Genomic DNA, 19,212 nt, shown 5'->3' on the forward strand with positions numbered 1-19,212 from the left:
GATTTGGTACCGGGGTCAATGGCAAAAATTATCACGCTCTTCAGATTACTACCGAAAAAGCACCAGATTTTGCTCGGTATTCTCTCTCTTGTCGCCTTCATTATTCTGATTTTTCCGACTGAAGAGGCCTCCGCTTTTCGACAGACACCACCAGCCACCACCAATGTTCGTTACGATGTACCGTTAGCATTCCGCACCCCAGAAGCACCGAACACAGTGGAAAGTTCGGAAAGCGGTGCCGTGGAAGAATCTGAAGCGGCCGCCGAAGCCATCACCTCGGAAATTACCGAAGAAACCCAGCAATCGCTTGAACCGCAGTCAGATGTGCAGCCTGATACTATGGCGGAGCTGGAACATTTCGATATTAAAAAAGGCGATACGCTGGCGGCGGTCTTCAGCCGGGCGCAGCTCACGGCCAGAGAGGTTTACGATATTACGCAGCTCCCGCTGGCGAAAAAAAACCTGATAAAAATTATGCCCGGGGAAGAGATTGTTATTGGCAAGAATGCCGATGGCTCGTTGCAGCAGTTGCGTTACCAAATCGATGCCATCTCAACCCTGCTTATTAAGCAACACGGCGATGGTTACCAGGCGACGGTTATCGATAAGGACGTTGAAAATCGACAGCAGTTTGCACGCGCTGAGATAAAAAGCAATTTTTGGAATGCCGGTATAGATGCCGGATTAACCCCCGCCCAAATTATGCAACTCGCGACTATTTTTGGCTGGGACGTCGATTTTGCATTGGATATTCGTGAAGGAGACAGCTTTGCGCTCATTTATGAGCAGGAATATGCCGACGGCGAATTTCTCCGTAACGGTAATATCTTAGCAGCAGAATTTATCAACCAAGGACAGCATTATACGGCGGTACGGTATACCGACGGCAATTACTATTCGGCTGATGGCCATAGCATGCACAAAGCCTTCTTACGCTCACCAGTAGACTTTAAATATGTCAGCTCTAATTTCAATCCTAAGCGTCTCCACCCTGTGACCGGACTAGTGAGGCCACACCGCGGGGTTGACTATGTTGCTGCCATCGGCACACCTATCAAGGCGGCCGGCGATGGTAAAGTAATTGAAGCCAGTTACAACCAATACAACGGTAACTATGTGTTTATTAAACACAACGAAACCTACACTACGAAATATCTGCACCTTAACAAGCGTAAGGTCAAACGTGGTGATACGGTGAAACAAGGCCAGATTATCGGCACTCTGGGGCGGACCGGTCGCGTCACCGGCGCACATCTGCATTACGAATTTATCGTCAATGGAGTACACCGTAATCCCAGAACGGTAGACCTGCCAAAAGCACTGCCAATTGCATCGAAAGAGAAAGCCGCCTTTACCGCGCTCAGTCATCAGTTGATGGCAAAACTCGCACAGAATCAGCAAGTCAGAATTGCTAAGCAATAATGGAAAAAATGGATATGAAAACCGCTTATTATATCGGACTGATGTCCGGTACCAGTATGGATGGCGTGGATGCCGCACTTGTGGACTTTTCAGCACAAAAACCTCGACTGGTGGCGCATCATACCGAGGCTTATCCAGAGCATTTGTACAAAGGGCTGCAGCGGCTATGTCAGCCGGGCAACGATGAAATTAATCGGCTTGGCCGGCTTGACCGCACCGTGGGTAAAATTTTTGCCGAGGCAGTCAATCAACTGTTGTCTAAGGCACAGGTGGCACCTGAAGATATTATTGCAATCGGCAGTCATGGACAGACAGTACGGCACATGCCCAATCTGGAAGTCGGTTTTACCCTGCAGATTGGTGACCCTAATACCATCGCCGTTGAAACTGGCATCGATGTCATTGCCGATTTTCGCCGTAAAGATATTGCCTTGGGGGGACAGGGGGCACCGCTAGTTCCCGCTTTTCATCAGCAAATTTTCGCCAAACCAGGAGTGACGCGGGTGATCCTGAACATCGGAGGTATTGGTAATGTGACATATCTACCCGGTGACAGTCACCAAGTCCTGGGTTTTGATACCGGCCCCGGTAATACACTGATTGACGCCTGGATCCAACAGGTCAAGCAAGAACCCTTCGACCAGCACGGTTTGTGGGCCGCCAGTGGTAAGACGCATCAAGGGCTACTGCAACAGTTGCTATCACATCCTTACTTTTCACAGGCGTATCCGAAGAGTACCGGGCGTGAACTGTTTAATCAGGCGTGGCTTGAACAACAACTTTCAGAATTTGGCCAGTTAAGTGAAGAAGATATTCAGTCAACCTTGTTGGACCTCAGTTGTTACAGTATCGCTAATGATATTCAAAAGCTCTGTAGCACTGGTGAGGTGTATGTCTGTGGCGGCGGTGCGCTTAACGATACATTGATGCAGCGTTTAGCCGCATTGATGCCACATCATCAGTTATTGACTACGGATGCGCTGGGGGTTGATCCCAAGTGGGTTGAAGGTATTGCTTTCGCGTGGTTAGCTTTACGCCATGTGGAAAACTTGCCAGCTAACTTGCCAGCAGTCACCGGCGCGACTCGTGAAGCGGTGCTGGGTGCCAGATTTCCAGCGAAATAATCGCGCGAAAGGCTTTATCATCCACATGTGCGGTGGTAGCATGCGCCGCTTCAACCGTTGACAGGAATCGATGCAGTGAACGCTGAATCTCCGACTAAAAAGCAGCAAAAGATGTCACCCGAAAAACGCTTTGATTACATGATTGAGCAGGTCCGCGAGCAAAAAGAGCTGTGGGTACTGCATGATGATACTGGCTGTGTAATGCTCACCACCGACGATGAAGACTGCATTCCGGTATGGCCCAGTGAAGATGCAGCCAGAGAATGGGCGCAGGAAGATTGGGCAGATTGTCAGCCATTAGCGGTTAGTTTGCAGGATTGGCAGGATCGCTGGACACCCGGCATGGCAGATGATGAGCTGTTGGTTGCGGTATTCCCGCAAGTAGATGATTTAGGCGTGGTGGTATCGCCTTACGACTTCGACAACAGTCTGTCACCCAAAAAGTCTCACTGAGGCATTGACGATGACTGCAACAACAAAATCCCCCTTTCCAAAACGCTTGTTGTTGCTGATGCTGGTATATGCTCTGCTGTCATTAACCTGTTTCATCGGTGGTTTTGCCGTAATGTTCGCGATGCTGACGATAATGATGTTGATGGCCATCATGGCACGCCACAAGGCTGGGCTATGGCTGTTAAGGGGATATGCCATTTTCGGACTGGTTAGCAGCAGTTTATTGCCTTATGTCCTAGATTTAAATCCGCAACTGCTGCAACAACTTCAGCAATCACGGATATGGCCTTACCTGGCCAACATCCCTGGATGGTCGATTATCGCCGTGTTGATTTTGCTGACCATGCTGCAACTTTGGGTCGTATTCACACCTAAAGTTGGCGCTGTTTTTGAGCGGAATATTAATTTCAACATTATGCAGTGATGCTTAATGCTATGAATAGTTAACAAAAAACCGCCTAATTCGGCGGTTTTTGTTATGCAGCTTTAGCGTTACACGGAAAAACTGGCACCGCAGCCACAGGTGGTCTTGGCATTGGGATTCTTCACAAAGAAACGAGAACCTTCCAGACCGGAAGTATAATCCACTTCACCACCAACTAAATATTGCAGGCTCATTGGGTCAACCACCAGCTGCACCCCTTGTTTCTCTACTGTCAAATCACCATCGTTAACCTTTTCATCGAAGGTGAAGCCATACTGAAATCCTGAACAGCCGCCACCAGTCACATAAACTCGCAGTTTAAGTGCACTGTTTTGTTCTTCTTCCAGCAAAGCTTTGACTTTTGCAGCGGCCGCATCGGTAAAACGAATGGGCATCACTGATTCAGCTTGTTCAGTCATTACTACCTCTTACATCTGATTGCTGTGGCGGATTATCTAATACCTGACTTTCTTGTTCAAGTATTATCCCGGAGTCTTTTTCTCCGGTCAGTAATTCCGGCACACTGTAACTTTGTTCGGTCTCGCCACCTTTGCTCCATCGACTTGCCGGAACAATAACTTTGGCAGAGAGTCGCTGCAGTTCAAACGCTTCCGGCAGGACAAATTCGACTTCTAGCACTTGAAAATATTTGAAACTGAAACCCAATTTGTCTTTACCAATCAAAGACTCAAGTTGGATCTCGTTTTCTTTGCCCGACTTCAGTCCTTGCAAAGAGACCTCAGCGCGACCAGTCAGCGATTGTTTACGTTTCTGCAACTGGGTGAGCACTATCCGCAAACGATAACTCCGTTTTTTGTGCCCGGGTTGCAACTCAATACCATTAATAGCGACGCCATCAACGTTGTTTTCGGGCGCCATAATACTGCGGTAAAAGGCCAATTCCCGTTCAAGATCCTGCTGCTTTTGATGTTGCTTGGCGAACATCTCCTGCATCTCTTTATTGGACTCCTTTGCCAACTGTAATTCAAGATTACGGCTCGCCAATATTTGTGACTGGCTATTCAATTCTGACGTTAATTGATTGATCTTCTTAACATTAGATTTATTCGATGTGGGACTGTTGTCTTGCCACAATGACAGTGACAGCGCACCGACAGCAAACGCTACCAGCAACAATCCCAGCAGATACAGAGATGAAGGCCTGATACTACGTTCCAGTAACTGCAAACGCAGTAACCAACGGTGATAGTTTGCCATTATCTTACTGCCCCTTTATGCAATTGTTAGTGGGAAGATACACAGGCACCGGCGACGCCACCGGAAGCAATGTATAAATAAGGCACCATAGCCAGCTATGGACACAAATGTTGGATTCTACGGACTTAACACCTTGCTGGCGAGCACATGACGCACAATCGTCAAGTTTCGTTCAGCATCGCCAGCCGTTAACCTGAAATCTGACCACGGTTAAACTGATGGCGTAGGTTTATCCTGGGCTTCTGCGCTGGCCTCGGTATCAGTACTGGCGGGTGACACACTAGCGCCTTCGGTAGGAATCGCAGCGTCAACAGCTGCCGCATTAGTTGACGCATTGGCTTCCGCGCCATTAACTTCTGCAGCCTTAGCCGCCAACGATTGTTGTAACAGCGCAGAATACAGTGGACTGCCGCCAAGTGCTTGCGCGATGAAGGTCGCGCCCAGACAAGTTGCCAATAATGGCAGGATCAACTGGTAGTTATCCGTCATTTCAACCACCAACACAATTCCCGTTACCGGTGCGCGCACCGTCGCGGCAAACAACGCGCCCATGCCAGCCACGGCATACACACCAGGTTCAGCAACTAAATCAGGGAACAAACCCGCTGCAATAATGCCATAAGCCAGCCCTAGCAAGGTGCCCAATGCCAGCATAGGGGCAAATACACCACCCGGTGCAGCCGACGCAAAACAGCCAATGGTGGCCAGCACTCGGAGACCAAATAGAATCACCAGAACCACCCAGGCCATCGGTTCCCGCACAAAAGTGGTGATCAGCGCAATCCCCCCCCCGGCCATATCAGGCACATATAACTGGAAGAACGCAAACACACCACCAAATAGTGCTCCGGTAATCGTTACTTTCAACAACCGGTTATTGTGATAGCGCTTAAACGCTGCGGTGGCCTTTAAAATCCAACGGTTAAAGTAGATGCCGACGATACCGAAGATGATCCCCAGGGCTAAAAATAACCATAGGGAGGCCAGAGGCGGTACCTTAAAGGTGGGAATATCCATCACCGCTTCTTGACCGCGGAAGTATCGTAATACAATGGTTGCGGTAAGTGTTGCCAGAGTGATGCATTTAAACGAAGTGAAGTTGTAGCGAAACTGTGGTCGCATCTCTTCCACAATAAATAATATGCCTGCCAACGGCGCATTAAACGCCGCCGCCAGACCAGCCGCCGCACCGGATGCCGTCAACACATGGGGTGCGTACTGAAAACGTTTAGCCGCTTCAGCACACATGCGCCCTACCGCCCCACCGATCTGCACGGAAGGGCCTTCGCGTCCTAACACCATGCCAGAACTGATAGTGCAAACCCCGGCAATGAATTTAACCGGTAACACTCGCCACCAACGGATATCATGCAATCCGTCTAAGGCGCCCTCAACATGAGGAATACCACTGCCTGACGTTTCTGGTGCAATACGCGCTGTCATCCAGAAACCTAAGGCGGAAATAACAGCACCGGCAAGAATGACTAAAATTGCGGTAATCCAGGCTGGCAATCCTAAATAATCAAAATAATGGATGCGGTAATCCGTCATAAAATGAATGGCAATTTCAAACATGGACACAATTAAACCTGCAATTGCCCCCACCAGCGCTGACAATGCCAGTAACACCAGATAATCCGGATGAGTGGTAAAATAGTTAGAACTAAGACGTAGTCTTAGTTGGGTCCCCGGGTGAAAATGAAAGTCTGGAAACTTGGGCATCTGATTGGGTACTTTAACGGTTAGTGAAATTGCCGGAAACGTGGCTTTCGCTGTCATTTAGCAGCGGGCTAATGCTATGACATACTGCCGCATTTCTCCATGTTTTTTAAGAATACATTAGTATTCTGTGGTATGTGCAACATACTCAGGCCCAGCCGCTGTTATATTTGGTCCACAGCCATCAGCAAAACCCTTGGCAATGTCGCGTCAAAGACCATTTGCTGGAAAATATTGCCGATGAGCCTAATAGCAAAATCGCCGTTATTATCTGGGTATCTTTCTGTAATTTTCAGAGACAGATCATTTTATTGATTAGGGGCATCTGTTATAGTTTCGCCTCAGCCAAACACCCTCTAACCATTGTGTCTTTAACGACACACCCTACACGGAAACAAGGCTGATGAACCAATTCCAGGGATCACACATCCTGTCTGTAAACCAGTTAGATCTGGATGCCATTCAAACCATTTTTGAAGTTGCTAAACGTATGACGCCATATGCATTGCGGGAAAAGCGTACCCGTGTGCTGGATGGAGCGATTCTGGGCAACCTGTTTTTTGAACCCAGTACTCGTACTCGTGTCAGCTTTGGCTGCGCCTTCGACCTGCTTGGTGGGCGTGTAGCTGAAACCGTTGGTATGGCTAACTCATCCTTATCTAAAGGCGAATCGCTGTACGATACAGCCCGGGTGCTGTCCAGCTACTCCGATGTGATTGCCATGCGTCACCCGCAGTCATTTTCAGTGAAAGAGTTTGCTGAAGGTTCGCGCGTACCAGTGATTAATGGCGGTGATGGCTCCAACGAACATCCAACGCAAGCACTGCTGGATCTGTTCACCATCAAAAAAGAGTTGAACAGTAATGGCCTGACCATTGATGGCATGCACATTGCGATGGTAGGCGATCTAAAATTTGGCCGCACAGTGCACTCACTGTCGCGTTTGCTGTGCATGTACAAAAACATCAGCTTTACGCTGATTTCACCAAAAGAACTGGCGATGCCAGACTCTGTGATCGCCGACATTGAAAATGCCGGGCATCGCGTCACAATTACCGATCAATTGGAAGGTAATTTACATGATGCTGATATTCTGTATCTGACACGGATCCAGGAAGAGCGCTTCCCGTCTCAGGACGAAGCCGATAAGTATCGTGGTAAATTCCGTTTGAACAGTGCCATCTATACCAAAAACTGTAAGTCCAATACCGTTATCATGCATCCGCTGCCTCGCGATTCCCGTGCGCAGGCAAATGAACTGGATAACGACCTCAACAATCATCCCTATCTGGCGATCTTCCGTCAGGCAGACAATGGCTTGTTGATCCGTATGGCGCTGTTCGCCCTGACACTCGGAGTTGCCGATCAACTGGAAAAATATGAGTGTCCGGTTAACTGGTATTCACGTAAGGCCGACAGATAAGTCGGCTATCAACTGTAAGGAAATGATATGACCCGTTCTGAAGACCTGTTTGAACAGGCCAAGCAAACTATTCCCGGCGGTGTTAACTCACCGGTGCGCGCCTTCAACGGCGTTGGCGGCACCCCACTGTTTATCGACAAAGCCGACGGTGCATATATCTATGACGCGGACGCAAAGGCTTATGTGGATTATGTGGGCTCATGGGGACCGATGATTCTGGGTCACAATCATCCCAAGATCCGTGAAGCGGTATTGAATGCTGTGGCAAATGGTCTGTCTTTCGGTGCCCCAACTGCACTGGAAGTGGAAATGGCGCAGAAAGTCCGTGAAATGGTGCCATCCATTGAACAAGTACGTATGGTGAGTTCAGGCACCGAAGCTACCATGAGCGCTATTCGTCTGGCGCGTGGTTTTACCAAACGCGACAAAATCCTCAAATTTGAAGGATGTTACCATGGCCATGCGGATTGCCTGCTGGTAAAAGCCGGATCTGGCGCGCTGACGATGGGCCAGCCAAGTTCCCCTGGTATCCCAGAGGACTTTGCCAAGCATACGCTGACTGCCGAGTACAATAATCTCGATTCAGTAAAAGCCTTGTTTGAACAGTACCCAGATGAAATCGCCTGTATCATCGTTGAACCCGTTGCCGGGAACATGAACTGCGTACCACCACAGCCCGGCTTCCTGCAAGGATTGCGTGCTATCTGTGATGACTACCAAGCACTGTTGATCATCGATGAAGTGATGACAGGTTTCCGCGTCTCCAAAGGCGGCGCCCAAGGCTATTATGGCGTGACACCCGATCTCACCACTTTGGGTAAAGTGATTGGTGGTGGTATGCCCGTTGGTGCGTTCGGCGGTCGTAAAGATGTGATGCAATACATTGCGCCAACCGGGCCGGTTTATCAGGCAGGCACGCTTTCTGGTAACCCCATAGCAATGAGTGCCGGACTGGCGCAACTGGAAGCGCTATGTGAACCAGGGATCTACGAAGCGCTGGCAGCAAAGACCAAACGTGTCGCCGAAGGCATCAAGGCGGCAGCGGCCAAACACGGTATTGCGATGGCTGTTAACTACGTCGGTGGCATGTTCGGCCTTTTCTTCACCGATGCTCCCGAAGTGACTAACTTCGCTCAAGTTACCAAATGCAATGTTGAACAGTTCAAAGTGTTCTATCACGGCATGCTGAATGAAGGTGTGTACCTGGCACCTAGTGCGTTCGAGGCAGGTTTCTTGTCGTTGGCTCACGGCGAAACAGAGATTGAAGCGACCTTGGCAGCGGCAGACAAAGTGTTTGCCAGCATGAAATAAGTCGGTATCTACATCAAAAACGGGACCTTGTGTCCCGTTTTTTATTGCCCTTCAAACTCGGGGGGTTATCAACACGGCAATAACGTTTGAGTCGTAGCACCAACACATACAACGACGCCAACGCTACAGCATATAACAGCCGAAATAGTCAATACCACCCCGACTAAGGTCCCATCAATTCAAGGGCTTTAGCGCATTGCATCAAGATTGATGATGTGGTCAGATCTGTGCGCTTTATCACATAAACCTTAATTGAAGCTTGATGGTTAGCTCCCAGGCAGTTTCGAGCTTAAGCGTCATGATTTCTGGCGGGAATAGCTCATGCTGCATACTTTTTTGCTTATTCTGGCAGTGCTGGCACTGCTCAGTATCATTTTTGAAGAAGTCACCCACATCAACAAAGCTAAAACCACCCTGTTTTTGGGTTGTATCTCCTGGATAGCCTTGTTTATTGCTGCTGGCGACAGCGGTCATCAAAAATTGATGCAGGGCCGACTGTCTGAAAACCTGTTAGACATTGCCACGCTCTGGCTATTTTTGATGTCGACCATGACTTTCGTTGCTTACCTCAATGCAAAAGGGATGATCCAGATTATCGTAGGAAAGCTGTTTCCAAAGCAGATAACGGTGCGGATGTTGATGCTCCAGGTAGCACTGTTCTCGCTGGGCCTGTCCGCCATCTGTGATAATGTCACGGCAACCTTGGTATCACTTGGACTGTTGACGACCTTTCAGCTCGACAGTCATCTCAAACAGCGGATGGCCGTATTAATTATTTTTGCGGTTAACTCTGGTGGGGTTTCATTAATTACTGGCGATGTCACAACACTGATGATCTTCCTCAGTGGTCATGTCCATATGGCCGATTTATTGTTGTTAGTGCTTCCGGCAGCGACAGCCGTCATTATATTAGCAACGCTGTTCTCACTAAATGCCAAAGGTACAGTTACCGCACGCCCGGCAAAGCAGGATTATGAAACCGTTGATTTGATCATTGGATTGATATTCATCAGTACCATCATCCTGACCATGGTGCTCAATATTCTGTTTAGTATTCCTCCGGTACTCACTTTTTTAACCGGCCTGTCAGTGATGTTTCTGGTAGGAAAGACAGTGCATACTGATACCGAAGAGATCCGTATTCTGGAGTATATTCGACAGGTGGAATATGACACGCTGCTGTTTTTCCTTGGCATATTACTTTTAGTGGGAATGCTGAAAGAGATTGGTGTATTGGATCAACTGGCACAAGTGTATGCAGCACATAATCCCGATATTGCCAACTTTGTCACCGGAATGGGGTCATCATTGTTAGATAACGTGCCATTGACCGCAGCACTGCTGAAAGCCGACCCACAACTGCAGCTTTCCGGCTGGTTAGGACTCACCTATTCGGTAGGTGTTGGTGGTTCACTCCTCGTGATTGGCTCAGCTTCCGGTATTGTTGCCATGAGTAAGGTTAAGGAGCTGACGTTCGTCTCCTACCTGAAATATGTACCACCGCTAATGTTGTCCTACTGTATCGGTTATGGACTCACATTGTGGTTAGGACACACCCTTAACCAATGACAGTAATAACTAAGGCACCCACGGGTGCCTTAGTTATTACCAAAATGGCTAAATCGCCGGAACCTTAAATCGCGTTCCCTGGATTTCTAGCACCACATCCTGAGGGCGGATTTCAATGATCGTGAGTTTGCCTTTAATCTTGTCGCCTTGCTGCAACTCTTTACCATCCACGTTAAGCCAACGTTTAGCCGGATCTGTCGCGTACATATGCGCGGTAATATTAAACTCAGGGACTTGTAATTGCAGACTCGCCGGTAAGTTACCATAGGATGGATACTGCAACTGGGCAGGCGGCTCCATTGGCTTGAGCTCATCCGGCAGGGCAGCGGGCTTATCGATAGCATTGCGCCGCTCAACTTCGCTCAATGCGGCCTGAAATTTGGCGATCAACGCTTGTTGATCATCCGTGGCAGGTTGCGGTTGATCTTCAATACCACTTTCATCTGCCGCTGTCTGCACCGCTCCTTTCAATTCCTTCAGCGCCTGCAAACCGCGTTGATTCGGTTGAGCCCCCAAGATGATGGGTTCATTACCTTCGTCGGCATCATTATGAGCAGTCGTTGCCGGACTTTCGGTTTGGCTTTGAGTTTGGGGCTGAGTCTGAGGTTGAGTCCCGACATTAACGTCAGAGGCTTCCGGCGGCGAGGACTCAACAGTTGTCCTAACTTGTGGTGCTGGCAATGGCTGCGCAATCGGCAAAGCTGCCCTGCCCGCCATTCTGACGCTTGGTTCAGTTTTTACCGGTTCAGATTGTGCAACTTTCACCGCAGGCTCTGATTTTGGGATGACTGCCGCTAGCGGCTGGGGCGGAACATGCCATTGCTGCCAACCGTATGCCATCGCACCGCCAGCAACGAGGGCAGCAACTACCACTAATGCCGGTTTCCAAGGCAATGAACGCGGCGCTTCCTGAGGCATTCGCGGTGCCAATACCGGATCCAATGCGTCGTCTAACTGTTGCTGTTTCGCCCGGGTAACTGCATCCAATAAAATTGACATCAGCGAATTTCCTCACTCTGCAGCACCGGACCGGAAAGATGCTGGTAAATACTCAGCTGTGTCAACGTTGCCAGGGAGGCCACGCCTTCCTGCGGTAACCCATGAGTTTGCTGGAACGCTTTTAACTCCTGCTCAAGTTCAGTGTCAAAATAACTCATTACCCGAGACTGGCGCTTTCCTGTTTTGGCTAAAGCATCCTCAAGCCATTGGACTTTGGTCAGGCTGGAGGATGCAGTGATCGGTTGCTGCGCTGCTGCTGTTGGCTGCCATAAAACTTCGTACATGCCACTGAAGTGTTGTTCAAACCATTCTTTCGTCACCCAGAACTGTTGTTCATCGAGTTGCAGTAATAATTGATCTGAACTGCTGGATACCAGGGTGCCATAAAACAATTTTCCGGCTTCATCAGTCAAATAAACCACGGCCGGATAATTCAACGCCAGCAATGCAGCCAGATTCCCCTGTTGTTGATAACAAGCCAGTCCTAATTGGCTGGCCGACTGGCATGCTGACACGCCCGCGTAGGGTGCTTTATTCCAAAGTCCAAATAATGAGGCGAAAGCCGTGTCGATATTACGGCTCTGATCAATAGCGGTCGTCAGCACTGTTGCAGTCAGGTCTTCCTTTTTAGCCGGTGCATCAGGTAACTTTGGTGTTATCTCAATCGGTTGGCTGCTTGCTGTGGTGGTATGTTCCGAAGCCTGCGCTAAGTTAAATCCTTGGTAGTAATTCAGCCCATAATAACCGCCACCAAATGCAAGAACCAACGCCGTTAATGCCGAAACCGGCAACCACCAGTTACGCTGCTTAGGTAAGTCCCCCAGCACTTCCGCCGCGGCAGCATTCACCATCCTACGATCTATCGGCGTTTTTGACTGGCCGTAACCCGCCATCAGCGCTCGTTCACAAAGCAAGTTAATAATACGAGGGATACCGCCGCTAAAACGATGCAGTGCCCGAATAGCGCCTTTATTGAACAATGGCTCCATTCGACCAGCAACCTGCAATCGGTGTTGCACATATAACCCCACCTCCTGCTCTGTCAGCGGCAATAGGTGATAACGTGCGGTAATACGCTGTGCAAGCTGGCGTAATTCCTGACGTTTCAGCAACTGCTGTAATTCTGGCTGGCCGATAAGGATCACCTGTAACAACTTCTTGGTGTCGGTTTCCAGATTGGTCAACAGCCGCAGTTGTTCCAGTACTTCCGGACGTAAATGCTGCGCTTCATCAATAATCATCACGGTATTTCTGCCCGCTTGATGATTGTTAAGCAGAAAACCACTGATGAGATCCGTCAGCTGTTTCAGGGAGGGCGACTCGCCGTAATGAATCCCCAGCTCATCACACAAGGTTGCTAGCAGTTCTGCCTCCGTCAGCGATGGATTCAGAATAAACGCGGTGTCGGTATTCTCAGGCAACTGCCGCAATAGACACCGAGAAACTGTCGTTTTGCCTGTACCTACTTCGCCAGTCAGCAGCACAAAACCACCGGTTTCGCCCAGACCATATTTGAGGTGTGCTAACGCTTCCCGATGACGATCACTTAAAAACAGGTAAGTGGGGTTAGGAGCAATGGAAAACGGGTTATCACTCAGTCCGTAAAACGCCTTGTACATGAGCTCGGCAATCCTTGGTTGAAAGAGACAGTTCAGTTTAAGACAAGGGCAGTGATTGTCAAAACCCCCTAACATGAATTGTGTGATCATCCGAGAAGTCCACAGCATACGCCGGCCGTGTTATTCTGTTCACATCCATTCGATTAAGGATTTAAGGCAAGTGCAGATATATCTGGTTGGCGGTGCGGTGCGTGACCAATTATTAGGTTTGGAAATCAAAGACAGGGATCATGTCGTTGTTGGCGCAACAGAGCAGCAAATGCTGGAGTTGGGCTATCGACAAGTGGGTAAAGATTTCCCGGTGTTTCTGCACCCCAAAACACAAGAAGAATATGCGTTGGCACGTACCGAACGAAAAACCGGCCGTGGCTATGGCGGTTTCAGTTGCTATGCCAGTCCAGATGTCACGCTGGAGCAGGATCTGTTACGACGCGACCTGACCATTAATGCCATGGCACTTGACGATGATGGTCATTTATACGATCCCTTCAACGGTGAGCGGGATCTGCAACAGAAGCTATTGCGCCATGTCTCGCCAGCGTTTATCGAGGATCCGCTACGGGTGCTGAGAGTGGCCAGATTTGCCGCCCGCTACGCACCGCTTGGATTCAAAGTTGCCGATGAGACATTAGCACTGATGCAACAGATTGCTGCCAGTGGTGAGCTGCAAGCGTTAACGGCCGAACGCGTATGGCAGGAACTGGAAAAGGTGCTGCAATGCGATGAACCCCAAGTGTTTTTTGAGGTGTTACGTGCCAGCCAGTCACTACAGCCATTAATGCCAGAACTGGATGCACTGTTTGGTATCCCACAACCAGCGAAATGGCATCCTGAAATTGACACCGGCATTCACACTATGATGGCACTGAAACAAGCGGCCAGACTGACCAGCGATACTCAAGTGCGCTTTGCCACGCTGGTACATGACTTGGGGAAAGCACTTACCCCCAAAGAACTGCTGCCCAAACATCATGGTCACGGGCAACGGGGACTGGTTCCGATTCGCCAATTATGTGAACGCTTGAGAATTCCGGCTGAATACCGGGACCTTGCCTTGCTGGCAAGCGACCAACACCAGAACATTCATATTCTGGAGGAGCTGAGAGCCGAAACCATACTAAAACTGTTTGATAAAGCCGACTTCTGGCGCAAACCCGCCAGATTAAGACAGCTTGCGTTAATTTGTCAGGCTGATGCAACCGGACGCCTAGGATTAGAGCAACAAAAATATCCTCAGGCACAGTTGCTGCAACAGTTGTTTGATGCTGCAGTAGCAGTAAATGTGCAGCCAATTATCGACGCTGGGTACCAAGGACAAGCAATACGACAACAACTTAACCTGCAGCGACTGGAACAAATCAGGCTTGTTAAAGAGAAGCATGCAAAAAGTAACCCCATTTGTTAGCAATTTCGTATAGAAATCCAGAATTTGCCCCTGAAACTTGCATTTCTGATCATATCGGATAAGGTAAAAGGACTTTTTGTTAATACCCATAGCAAATTAATTTGGCTATGAGATAATAAGCACGAATCGGTTGAGCATCAGCCGAACGACTAAAAACCAAACCTTCAAAAGGGATTTCTTCAATGAACAAAAAAGTACTGATGATTGCTGGCGTAGCAATGACTGCTCTGTTGGGTGGCTGTGCAAACACCACTGCTCTGGAAGAAAGTGTTGCCAACCTGGGTAACAAAGTTGACCAACTGTCTGCCGAAGTTAGCTCTCTGAAAGCTGACCAGGGCAAACTGTCTGCTGACGTGAAAGACGCTAAAGCAGCTGCTATGGACGCTCAGGCTGAAGCTAAACGCGCTAACGACCGTCTGGACAACGTAGCTACTCGCTACAAAAAGTAATAATGGTGGTTATATACACCAGAGAAATCGGCAACACCAAGGTGTTGCCGATTTTTTTTATCCGCGAGTAGCGCTGCAGAATTCTCAAACAGCATGTTCAAGAACGCGCATCATCACCTCAGTTATGTAATGCAATGAATACCACTAATCCCGCGCCCAACAGCAATCGGTAAATCACAAACGGTGTCATCCCCATTTTGCTGATAATTTTCAGAAAATAATGGATACAGGCATAAGCGGCTACAAATGAAATAGAGGTTCCCAACACCAGAGCATGCATATCTAATGGTTCGGGACTTTCAGCAAGATCTTTACCCACCAAAATAGCAGCCCCCAAACTCACGGGCACCGACATCAGAAAAGAAAAGCGAGCTGCCGCCTCACGTTGTAAGCCAAGCATCAACGCTGCAGTCATAGTAATACCAGAACGCGAGGTACCGGGGATCAATGCCAGTGCTTGTGCAAAGCCGATAAGCAAGGATTTACGCCAGCCAGATTGATATTCCGTTAACTCCAGACGTGAAGTTTTATCGGCCCACCAAAGCAGCAAACCAAAGGCAATCGTGGTAAAGGCAATGACTTCAGCACTGCGCAGATAAGTTTCCACAAAATCTTTAGCAAGAAACCCGAAAAAAACCGCAGGCAATGTCGCCAGGATAATCCACCAGGCGAGTTTACTTTCGTCATCGCTTTCGCGCTTGATGATACTGAGCGACCAGGCTTTGGCCATGTTGTATAGCTCAACCCGAAAATAGATGATGACCGCCAGTAAAGAGCCAGTATTGACAGCCACATCAAACGATAAGCCCTGATCTGGCCAACCCAATAATTGAGATGGCAAAATTAAATGTGCGGAACTGGAAATTGGTAAAAATTCGGTCAAGCCCTGAATAAGCGCCAGAATGACCACTTGTAACGTATCCATACAACTCCTTGAAATATCAGGCTAACAAGCCAAAATCTATAGCTACCGGCCAGAGTTTCTGACGCGACTTATCATATTCGGCCCACAGCTGGGCATAAGACTTACCCGCAGTTGGATGCACCAAGGCTGGCGCAAGTTCCGCTAGCGGCCATAAAACAAAGGCATTAGTGAGAATTTCTGGTCGCGGGAGAATAACGGGCGTATTACAGATCAAGTCGTCATACAACAGCAAATCCAAGTCCAACGTCCGTGAGGCAAATTTTTTCGCCCCGGGCAGACGCCCATGCTGTAATTCAATTGCTTTAAAACTGGCAATCACCGCTTCCACCGGCAACAAAGTATGTGCCGACACCACCATATTGAGGAAATTGTCGCCTTTGAAACCCACCGACTCACTTTCATAGACGGGAGAACAGGAAATATCGCCAAATATCGTCAGCAGCTCTTGCAGTCCAGCCAGCAGGTAGCGTTGCGGCTCAATATTGCTACCCAGGCTTATGTATATCTTTGCCATAGTTTCAAAGCTACCTGCTACGTTCGATTTCAACGCCAACGGCATTGGCTGCCGGCACCGCACCAGGTTTCATTACTCTGACTCTTACCCACGGGACCTGAAACTCGTCCAACAGACAGGTAGCGACACGTTCAGCCACGGTCTCAATTAATTCAATAGGTTTTTCTGAGATAAGCTGTGTCAGACGCCGACTGACAGTTTCATAGCACAGGGCCTTACTATAATCATCATGCTCCGCTGCAGCACGATTATCCCAGGCCATTTCCAGATCAAGACTCAGGGTTTGATGCAGCTTCTTTTCCCATTCGTAAATGCCGATGATGGTCTCAATCTGCAACCCTTGGATCAGGACTTTGTCCATAATATTCCTTGCATGTATCGGAGGTCAGATAAGCCGTACGCTAAAATACCGCTATAATCCGCGTCCGACATCTTGATATTAATGTTCGCCTCTTTCTACCTGAAACAAGTTTCAGTAGGATAAGACATTGATGGATAACCTGATGCACTGACAGAAACCCAGACCATCAACGCCACAGAGTCGCCTTTTTCGTGTGCGCGATAATACCTTAAGACGAGTAAGGAAACCAATTTGAATAGCGTAGTGCTGATCGTTGTTATGATAGCCATAGCCTATCTACTCGGCTCCATCTCCAGCGCCATTTTGGTATGTCGTCTGAAAGGCTTACCTGACCCGAGAAGCAAAGGTTCAAAAAACCCGGGAGCCACCAACGTATTACGTTTGGGCGGTGTCTGGGCAGCCGCGCTGGTGTTCTTTTTTGATATGGTGAAAGGGGCATTACCCGCCTATGGTGCGTACCTGCTAGGGGTTCACGGTATATGGCTGGGGGTGATTGCGATATCGGCCTGCTTGGGCCACATGTTTCCGTTATTCTTTGAGTTCAAGGGTGGAAAAGGTGTCGCGACCGCACTGGGAGCCATGGCACCGATTAGTAATATGGCCGTCAGCCTGATGTGCACCTGGCTGTTAGTGGTTATCCTGACCCGCTATTCTTCTCTCGCGGCAATTATCACATGCCTGATGGCACCAATTTATACGCTGTGGTTTGATGACCGCTTCACCTTACCCGTCACCATGTTGTCTGCCCTGATTATCTGGCGTCACAAAGACAACATTCGACGCCTGTTTAAAGGTGAAGAGTCAAAGATGTTCCATCGTAAAAAACGCTGAATATTTTTTAAATGGCCGCTAATGAATCCAACGGCCATCGAGGTTGTGCTTTGACGGACAACGCTTCTGTTTCCCCGGCCTTCAGCCGTTGTAATCCGGCATAAGCGATCATGGCACCATTATCAGTACAGAACTCACCGCGCGGATAATAAACTTTGCCATGACGACGCAGCATCAGCTCTGCCAATGCGCCCCGCAACCGCTGATTAGCGCTGACACCGCCAGCGATCACTAACCTTTGATATCCGGTCTGCTCTAACGCACGCCGACATTTGATCATTAAGGTATCAACAACTGCTTCTTCAAAAGCCCGAGCGATATTGGCACGAGTTTGTTCATCATCGGGTTCAGCCGCAATAGTGTTGGCCGCAAAAGTTTTCAGCCCGGAAAAGCTAAAGTCTAACCCAGGGCGATCTGTCATTGGCCGCGGGAATTTATAGTCTGCTACCTCACCTTTAGCGGCCAACTTTGACAACCGTGGCCCACCGGGATAATCCAACCCCATCAACTTGGCAGTTTTATCGAAGGCTTCACCCGCAGCATCATCAATCGACTCACCCAACACTTCATAGCGGCCGATACCCTGCACATCCACCAGCATTGAGTGCCCACCAGACACCAGCAATGCCACGAAGGGAAATTCAGGCGCATCGTCTTCCAACATTGGGGCCAACAAATGCCCTTCCATATGATGAACACCAACGGCAGGCTTGTTCCAAGCAAATGCCAGCGAACGGCCGACACAGGCACCAACCAACAATGCACCGATAAGCCCAGGACCTTTGGTGTAGGCAATACCATCCAGATCCTCAATACGCGTGTCCGCTTTTGTCAGCGCTTCACGAATCAGCGGCACTATTTTACGGACATGATCACGGGACGCCAGTTCCGGTACCACACCACCATAATCGGCATGTAGCTTTACTTGGCTGTACAACGCATGGGAGAGCAATCCCAACTTGTCGTCATAAATGGCGATACCTGTCTCATCACAGGAACTTTCAATACCTAATACCCGCATGATGCTTACTACAAAATCCAACAACTACAATGGGCGCTAATTCTACTGTGATTACCCAGGAATATCCAACCAGAATGCCATAAACTAACAGGGTGTCCCCCTTTACAAGCGAGGGGTAATCGGTTTAGAATTCCGCACCATTTTTAATCTGACTTGAGTCACTTCGGTGGCGCAATACAAATAACACCTAAGGGGTGATGGCGTATGCCAATTATTAAAGTACGTGAAAATGAACCATTCGACGTTGCTCTGCGTCGTTTCAAGCGCTCTTGCGAAAAAGCCGGTATTCTGGCGGACGTACGTGCTCGTGAGTTTTATGAAAAACCTACTACAGCTCGTAAACGTGCCAAAGCTGCTGCGGTAAAACGTCTGGCTAAGAAGCTTTCTCGCGAAAACGCTCGTCGCGTACGTTTGTACTAATTCCT

At 48.9% G+C, this 19,212-nt stretch carries 20 protein-coding genes; 11 read left to right on the forward strand and 9 right to left on the reverse strand.

The window, feature by feature from the left end:
• The first annotated feature begins 18 nt into the window (after positions 1-18).
• From KDN34_RS12085 to KDN34_RS12100, 4 genes are all read left to right on the forward strand, one after another.
• On the forward strand, positions 19-1,422 hold the full coding sequence (locus KDN34_RS12085) for a peptidoglycan DD-metalloendopeptidase family protein (RefSeq protein ID WP_212594019.1): 1,404 nt from the start codon (positions 19-21) through the stop codon (positions 1,420-1,422).
• A 14-nt stretch (positions 1,423-1,436) separates the two neighbouring features.
• Positions 1,437-2,546 carry an anhydro-N-acetylmuramic acid kinase gene (locus tag KDN34_RS12090; RefSeq protein WP_212594020.1) on the forward strand — a complete coding sequence of 370 codons (1,110 nt, stop codon included), beginning with the start codon at positions 1,437-1,439 and terminating at the stop codon, positions 2,544-2,546.
• Positions 2,547-2,657: 111 nt separating this feature from the next.
• Entirely contained in the window at positions 2,658-2,999 is a 342-nt protein-coding gene (locus KDN34_RS12095) for a DUF2750 domain-containing protein (RefSeq protein ID WP_212596639.1), read from the forward strand.
• A gap of 10 nt (positions 3,000-3,009) precedes the next feature.
• Positions 3,010-3,423 (forward strand): hypothetical protein, encoded by a 414-nt coding sequence (locus tag KDN34_RS12100; protein ID WP_212594021.1) that lies wholly within the window; start codon positions 3,010-3,012, stop codon positions 3,421-3,423.
• A 68-nt stretch (positions 3,424-3,491) separates the two neighbouring features.
• On the opposite strand, the gene erpA is transcribed toward KDN34_RS12100, so the two are convergent.
• From erpA to clcA, 3 genes are all read right to left on the reverse strand, one after another.
• Positions 3,492-3,842, reverse strand: a complete 351-nt coding sequence (erpA, locus tag KDN34_RS12105) for an iron-sulfur cluster insertion protein ErpA (RefSeq protein ID WP_212594022.1) — start codon at positions 3,840-3,842, stop codon at positions 3,492-3,494.
• The gene (locus KDN34_RS12110) at positions 3,835-4,641 is read right to left on the reverse strand and encodes a DUF6776 family protein (RefSeq protein WP_212594023.1); all 807 of its coding nucleotides are present in this window, start codon (positions 4,639-4,641) and stop codon (positions 3,835-3,837) included. Before KDN34_RS12110 ends, erpA begins: the two co-directional genes overlap by 8 nt.
• Positions 4,642-4,851: 210 nt before the next feature.
• Positions 4,852-6,420 carry a H(+)/Cl(-) exchange transporter ClcA gene (clcA, locus tag KDN34_RS12115; RefSeq protein ID WP_228730329.1) on the reverse strand — a complete coding sequence of 523 codons (1,569 nt, stop codon included), beginning with the start codon at positions 6,418-6,420 and terminating at the stop codon, positions 4,852-4,854.
• A 343-nt stretch (positions 6,421-6,763) separates the two neighbouring features.
• Between clcA and KDN34_RS12120 the strand changes: the two genes are divergently transcribed.
• The 3 genes from KDN34_RS12120 (at position 6,764) to nhaD (ending at position 10,663) form a co-directional block, all read left to right on the forward strand.
• Positions 6,764-7,783 (forward strand): aspartate carbamoyltransferase, encoded by a 1,020-nt coding sequence (locus KDN34_RS12120; protein ID WP_212594024.1) that lies wholly within the window; start codon positions 6,764-6,766, stop codon positions 7,781-7,783.
• Positions 7,784-7,810: 27 nt separating this feature from the next.
• Positions 7,811-9,094 carry a glutamate-1-semialdehyde 2,1-aminomutase gene (hemL, locus tag KDN34_RS12125; protein WP_212594025.1) on the forward strand — a complete coding sequence of 428 codons (1,284 nt, stop codon included), beginning with the start codon at positions 7,811-7,813 and terminating at the stop codon, positions 9,092-9,094.
• 321 nt (positions 9,095-9,415) lie between these two features.
• Positions 9,416-10,663: a sodium:proton antiporter NhaD gene (gene nhaD / locus KDN34_RS12130; RefSeq protein WP_212594026.1), complete on the forward strand. Its 1,248-nt coding sequence runs from the start codon at positions 9,416-9,418 to the stop codon at positions 10,661-10,663.
• 48 nt (positions 10,664-10,711) lie between these two features.
• Here the strand turns inward: nhaD and KDN34_RS12135 are convergent, their stop codons facing one another.
• Positions 10,712-11,662, reverse strand: coding sequence for a general secretion pathway protein GspB (locus KDN34_RS12135; protein WP_212594027.1), 951 nt, complete (start codon positions 11,660-11,662; stop codon positions 10,712-10,714).
• The gene (locus KDN34_RS12140) at positions 11,662-13,281 is read right to left on the reverse strand and encodes an ExeA family protein (protein WP_212594028.1); all 1,620 of its coding nucleotides are present in this window, start codon (positions 13,279-13,281) and stop codon (positions 11,662-11,664) included. The genes KDN34_RS12135 and KDN34_RS12140 overlap by 1 nt, the downstream gene beginning before the upstream one ends.
• 160 nt (positions 13,282-13,441) lie before the next feature.
• On the opposite strand from KDN34_RS12140, the gene KDN34_RS12145 reads away from it, so the two are divergent.
• Positions 13,442-14,686 carry a multifunctional CCA addition/repair protein gene (locus KDN34_RS12145; protein ID WP_212594029.1) on the forward strand — a complete coding sequence of 415 codons (1,245 nt, stop codon included), beginning with the start codon at positions 13,442-13,444 and terminating at the stop codon, positions 14,684-14,686.
• Between the two features lie 182 nt (positions 14,687-14,868).
• A complete protein-coding gene (locus KDN34_RS12150; RefSeq protein ID WP_212594030.1) occupies positions 14,869-15,135 on the forward strand; it encodes an Lpp/OprI family alanine-zipper lipoprotein in 267 nt (88 codons plus the stop codon).
• A gap of 118 nt (positions 15,136-15,253) precedes the next feature.
• Here the strand turns inward: KDN34_RS12150 and KDN34_RS12155 are convergent, their stop codons facing one another.
• From KDN34_RS12155 to folB, 3 genes are read right to left on the reverse strand one after another with little or no spacing between them, the layout of a single operon-like run.
• Complete coding sequence (locus KDN34_RS12155; protein ID WP_212594031.1) at positions 15,254-16,060, reverse strand: undecaprenyl-diphosphate phosphatase; 807 nt, start codon at positions 16,058-16,060, stop codon at positions 15,254-15,256.
• Positions 16,061-16,076: 16 nt separating this feature from the next.
• The gene (gene folK / locus KDN34_RS12160) at positions 16,077-16,574 is read right to left on the reverse strand and encodes a 2-amino-4-hydroxy-6-hydroxymethyldihydropteridine diphosphokinase (RefSeq protein WP_212594032.1); all 498 of its coding nucleotides are present in this window, start codon (positions 16,572-16,574) and stop codon (positions 16,077-16,079) included.
• A 10-nt stretch (positions 16,575-16,584) separates the two neighbouring features.
• Complete coding sequence (folB, locus tag KDN34_RS12165; protein WP_212594033.1) at positions 16,585-16,935, reverse strand: dihydroneopterin aldolase; 351 nt, start codon at positions 16,933-16,935, stop codon at positions 16,585-16,587.
• 231 nt (positions 16,936-17,166) lie between these two features.
• Between folB and plsY the strand changes: the two genes are divergently transcribed.
• Positions 17,167-17,766, forward strand: coding sequence for a glycerol-3-phosphate 1-O-acyltransferase PlsY (plsY, locus tag KDN34_RS12170; RefSeq protein WP_267459527.1), 600 nt, complete (start codon positions 17,167-17,169; stop codon positions 17,764-17,766).
• A gap of 7 nt (positions 17,767-17,773) precedes the next feature.
• Here plsY and tsaD read toward each other — a convergent pair whose 3' ends face one another.
• On the reverse strand, positions 17,774-18,787 hold the full coding sequence (tsaD, locus tag KDN34_RS12175; protein ID WP_212594034.1) for a tRNA (adenosine(37)-N6)-threonylcarbamoyltransferase complex transferase subunit TsaD: 1,014 nt from the start codon (positions 18,785-18,787) through the stop codon (positions 17,774-17,776).
• A gap of 204 nt (positions 18,788-18,991) precedes the next feature.
• On the opposite strand from tsaD, the gene rpsU reads away from it, so the two are divergent.
• Positions 18,992-19,207, forward strand: a complete 216-nt coding sequence (gene rpsU / locus KDN34_RS12180) for a 30S ribosomal protein S21 (protein WP_006080725.1) — start codon at positions 18,992-18,994, stop codon at positions 19,205-19,207.
• Positions 19,208-19,212: the final 5 nt, after the last annotated feature.

Source organism: Shewanella yunxiaonensis (assembly GCF_018223345.1).
GTDB lineage: Bacteria > Pseudomonadota > Gammaproteobacteria > Enterobacterales > Shewanellaceae > Shewanella > Shewanella yunxiaonensis.

What these genes read in the sequence shown, in the direction of transcription:
- KDN34_RS12085 (WP_212594019.1), top strand. Translation starts at nt 19, where the DNA reads ATGGCAAAAATTATCACGCTCTTCAGATTACTACCGAAAAAGCACCAG.
- KDN34_RS12090 (WP_212594020.1), top strand. Translation starts at nt 1,437, where the DNA reads ATGAAAACCGCTTATTATATCGGACTGATGTCCGGTACCAGTATGGAT.
- KDN34_RS12095 (WP_212596639.1), top strand. Translation starts at nt 2,658, where the DNA reads ATGTCACCCGAAAAACGCTTTGATTACATGATTGAGCAGGTCCGCGAG.
- KDN34_RS12100 (WP_212594021.1), top strand. Translation starts at nt 3,010, where the DNA reads ATGACTGCAACAACAAAATCCCCCTTTCCAAAACGCTTGTTGTTGCTG.
- erpA (WP_212594022.1), bottom strand. Translation starts at nt 3,842, where the DNA reads ATGACTGAACAAGCTGAATCAGTGATGCCCATTCGTTTTACCGATGCG.
- KDN34_RS12110 (WP_212594023.1), bottom strand. Translation starts at nt 4,641, where the DNA reads ATGGCAAACTATCACCGTTGGTTACTGCGTTTGCAGTTACTGGAACGT.
- clcA (WP_228730329.1), bottom strand. Translation starts at nt 6,420, where the DNA reads ATGACAGCGAAAGCCACGTTTCCGGCAATTTCACTAACCGTTAAAGTA.
- KDN34_RS12120 (WP_212594024.1), top strand. Translation starts at nt 6,764, where the DNA reads ATGAACCAATTCCAGGGATCACACATCCTGTCTGTAAACCAGTTAGAT.
- hemL (WP_212594025.1), top strand. Translation starts at nt 7,811, where the DNA reads ATGACCCGTTCTGAAGACCTGTTTGAACAGGCCAAGCAAACTATTCCC.
- nhaD (WP_212594026.1), top strand. Translation starts at nt 9,416, where the DNA reads ATGCTGCATACTTTTTTGCTTATTCTGGCAGTGCTGGCACTGCTCAGT.
- KDN34_RS12135 (WP_212594027.1), bottom strand. Translation starts at nt 11,662, where the DNA reads ATGTCAATTTTATTGGATGCAGTTACCCGGGCGAAACAGCAACAGTTA.
- KDN34_RS12140 (WP_212594028.1), bottom strand. Translation starts at nt 13,281, where the DNA reads ATGTACAAGGCGTTTTACGGACTGAGTGATAACCCGTTTTCCATTGCT.
- KDN34_RS12150 (WP_212594030.1), top strand. Translation starts at nt 14,869, where the DNA reads ATGAACAAAAAAGTACTGATGATTGCTGGCGTAGCAATGACTGCTCTG.
- KDN34_RS12155 (WP_212594031.1), bottom strand. Translation starts at nt 16,060, where the DNA reads ATGGATACGTTACAAGTGGTCATTCTGGCGCTTATTCAGGGCTTGACC.
- folK (WP_212594032.1), bottom strand. Translation starts at nt 16,574, where the DNA reads ATGGCAAAGATATACATAAGCCTGGGTAGCAATATTGAGCCGCAACGC.
- folB (WP_212594033.1), bottom strand. Translation starts at nt 16,935, where the DNA reads ATGGACAAAGTCCTGATCCAAGGGTTGCAGATTGAGACCATCATCGGC.
- tsaD (WP_212594034.1), bottom strand. Translation starts at nt 18,787, where the DNA reads ATGCGGGTATTAGGTATTGAAAGTTCCTGTGATGAGACAGGTATCGCC.
- rpsU (WP_006080725.1), top strand. Translation starts at nt 18,992, where the DNA reads ATGCCAATTATTAAAGTACGTGAAAATGAACCATTCGACGTTGCTCTG.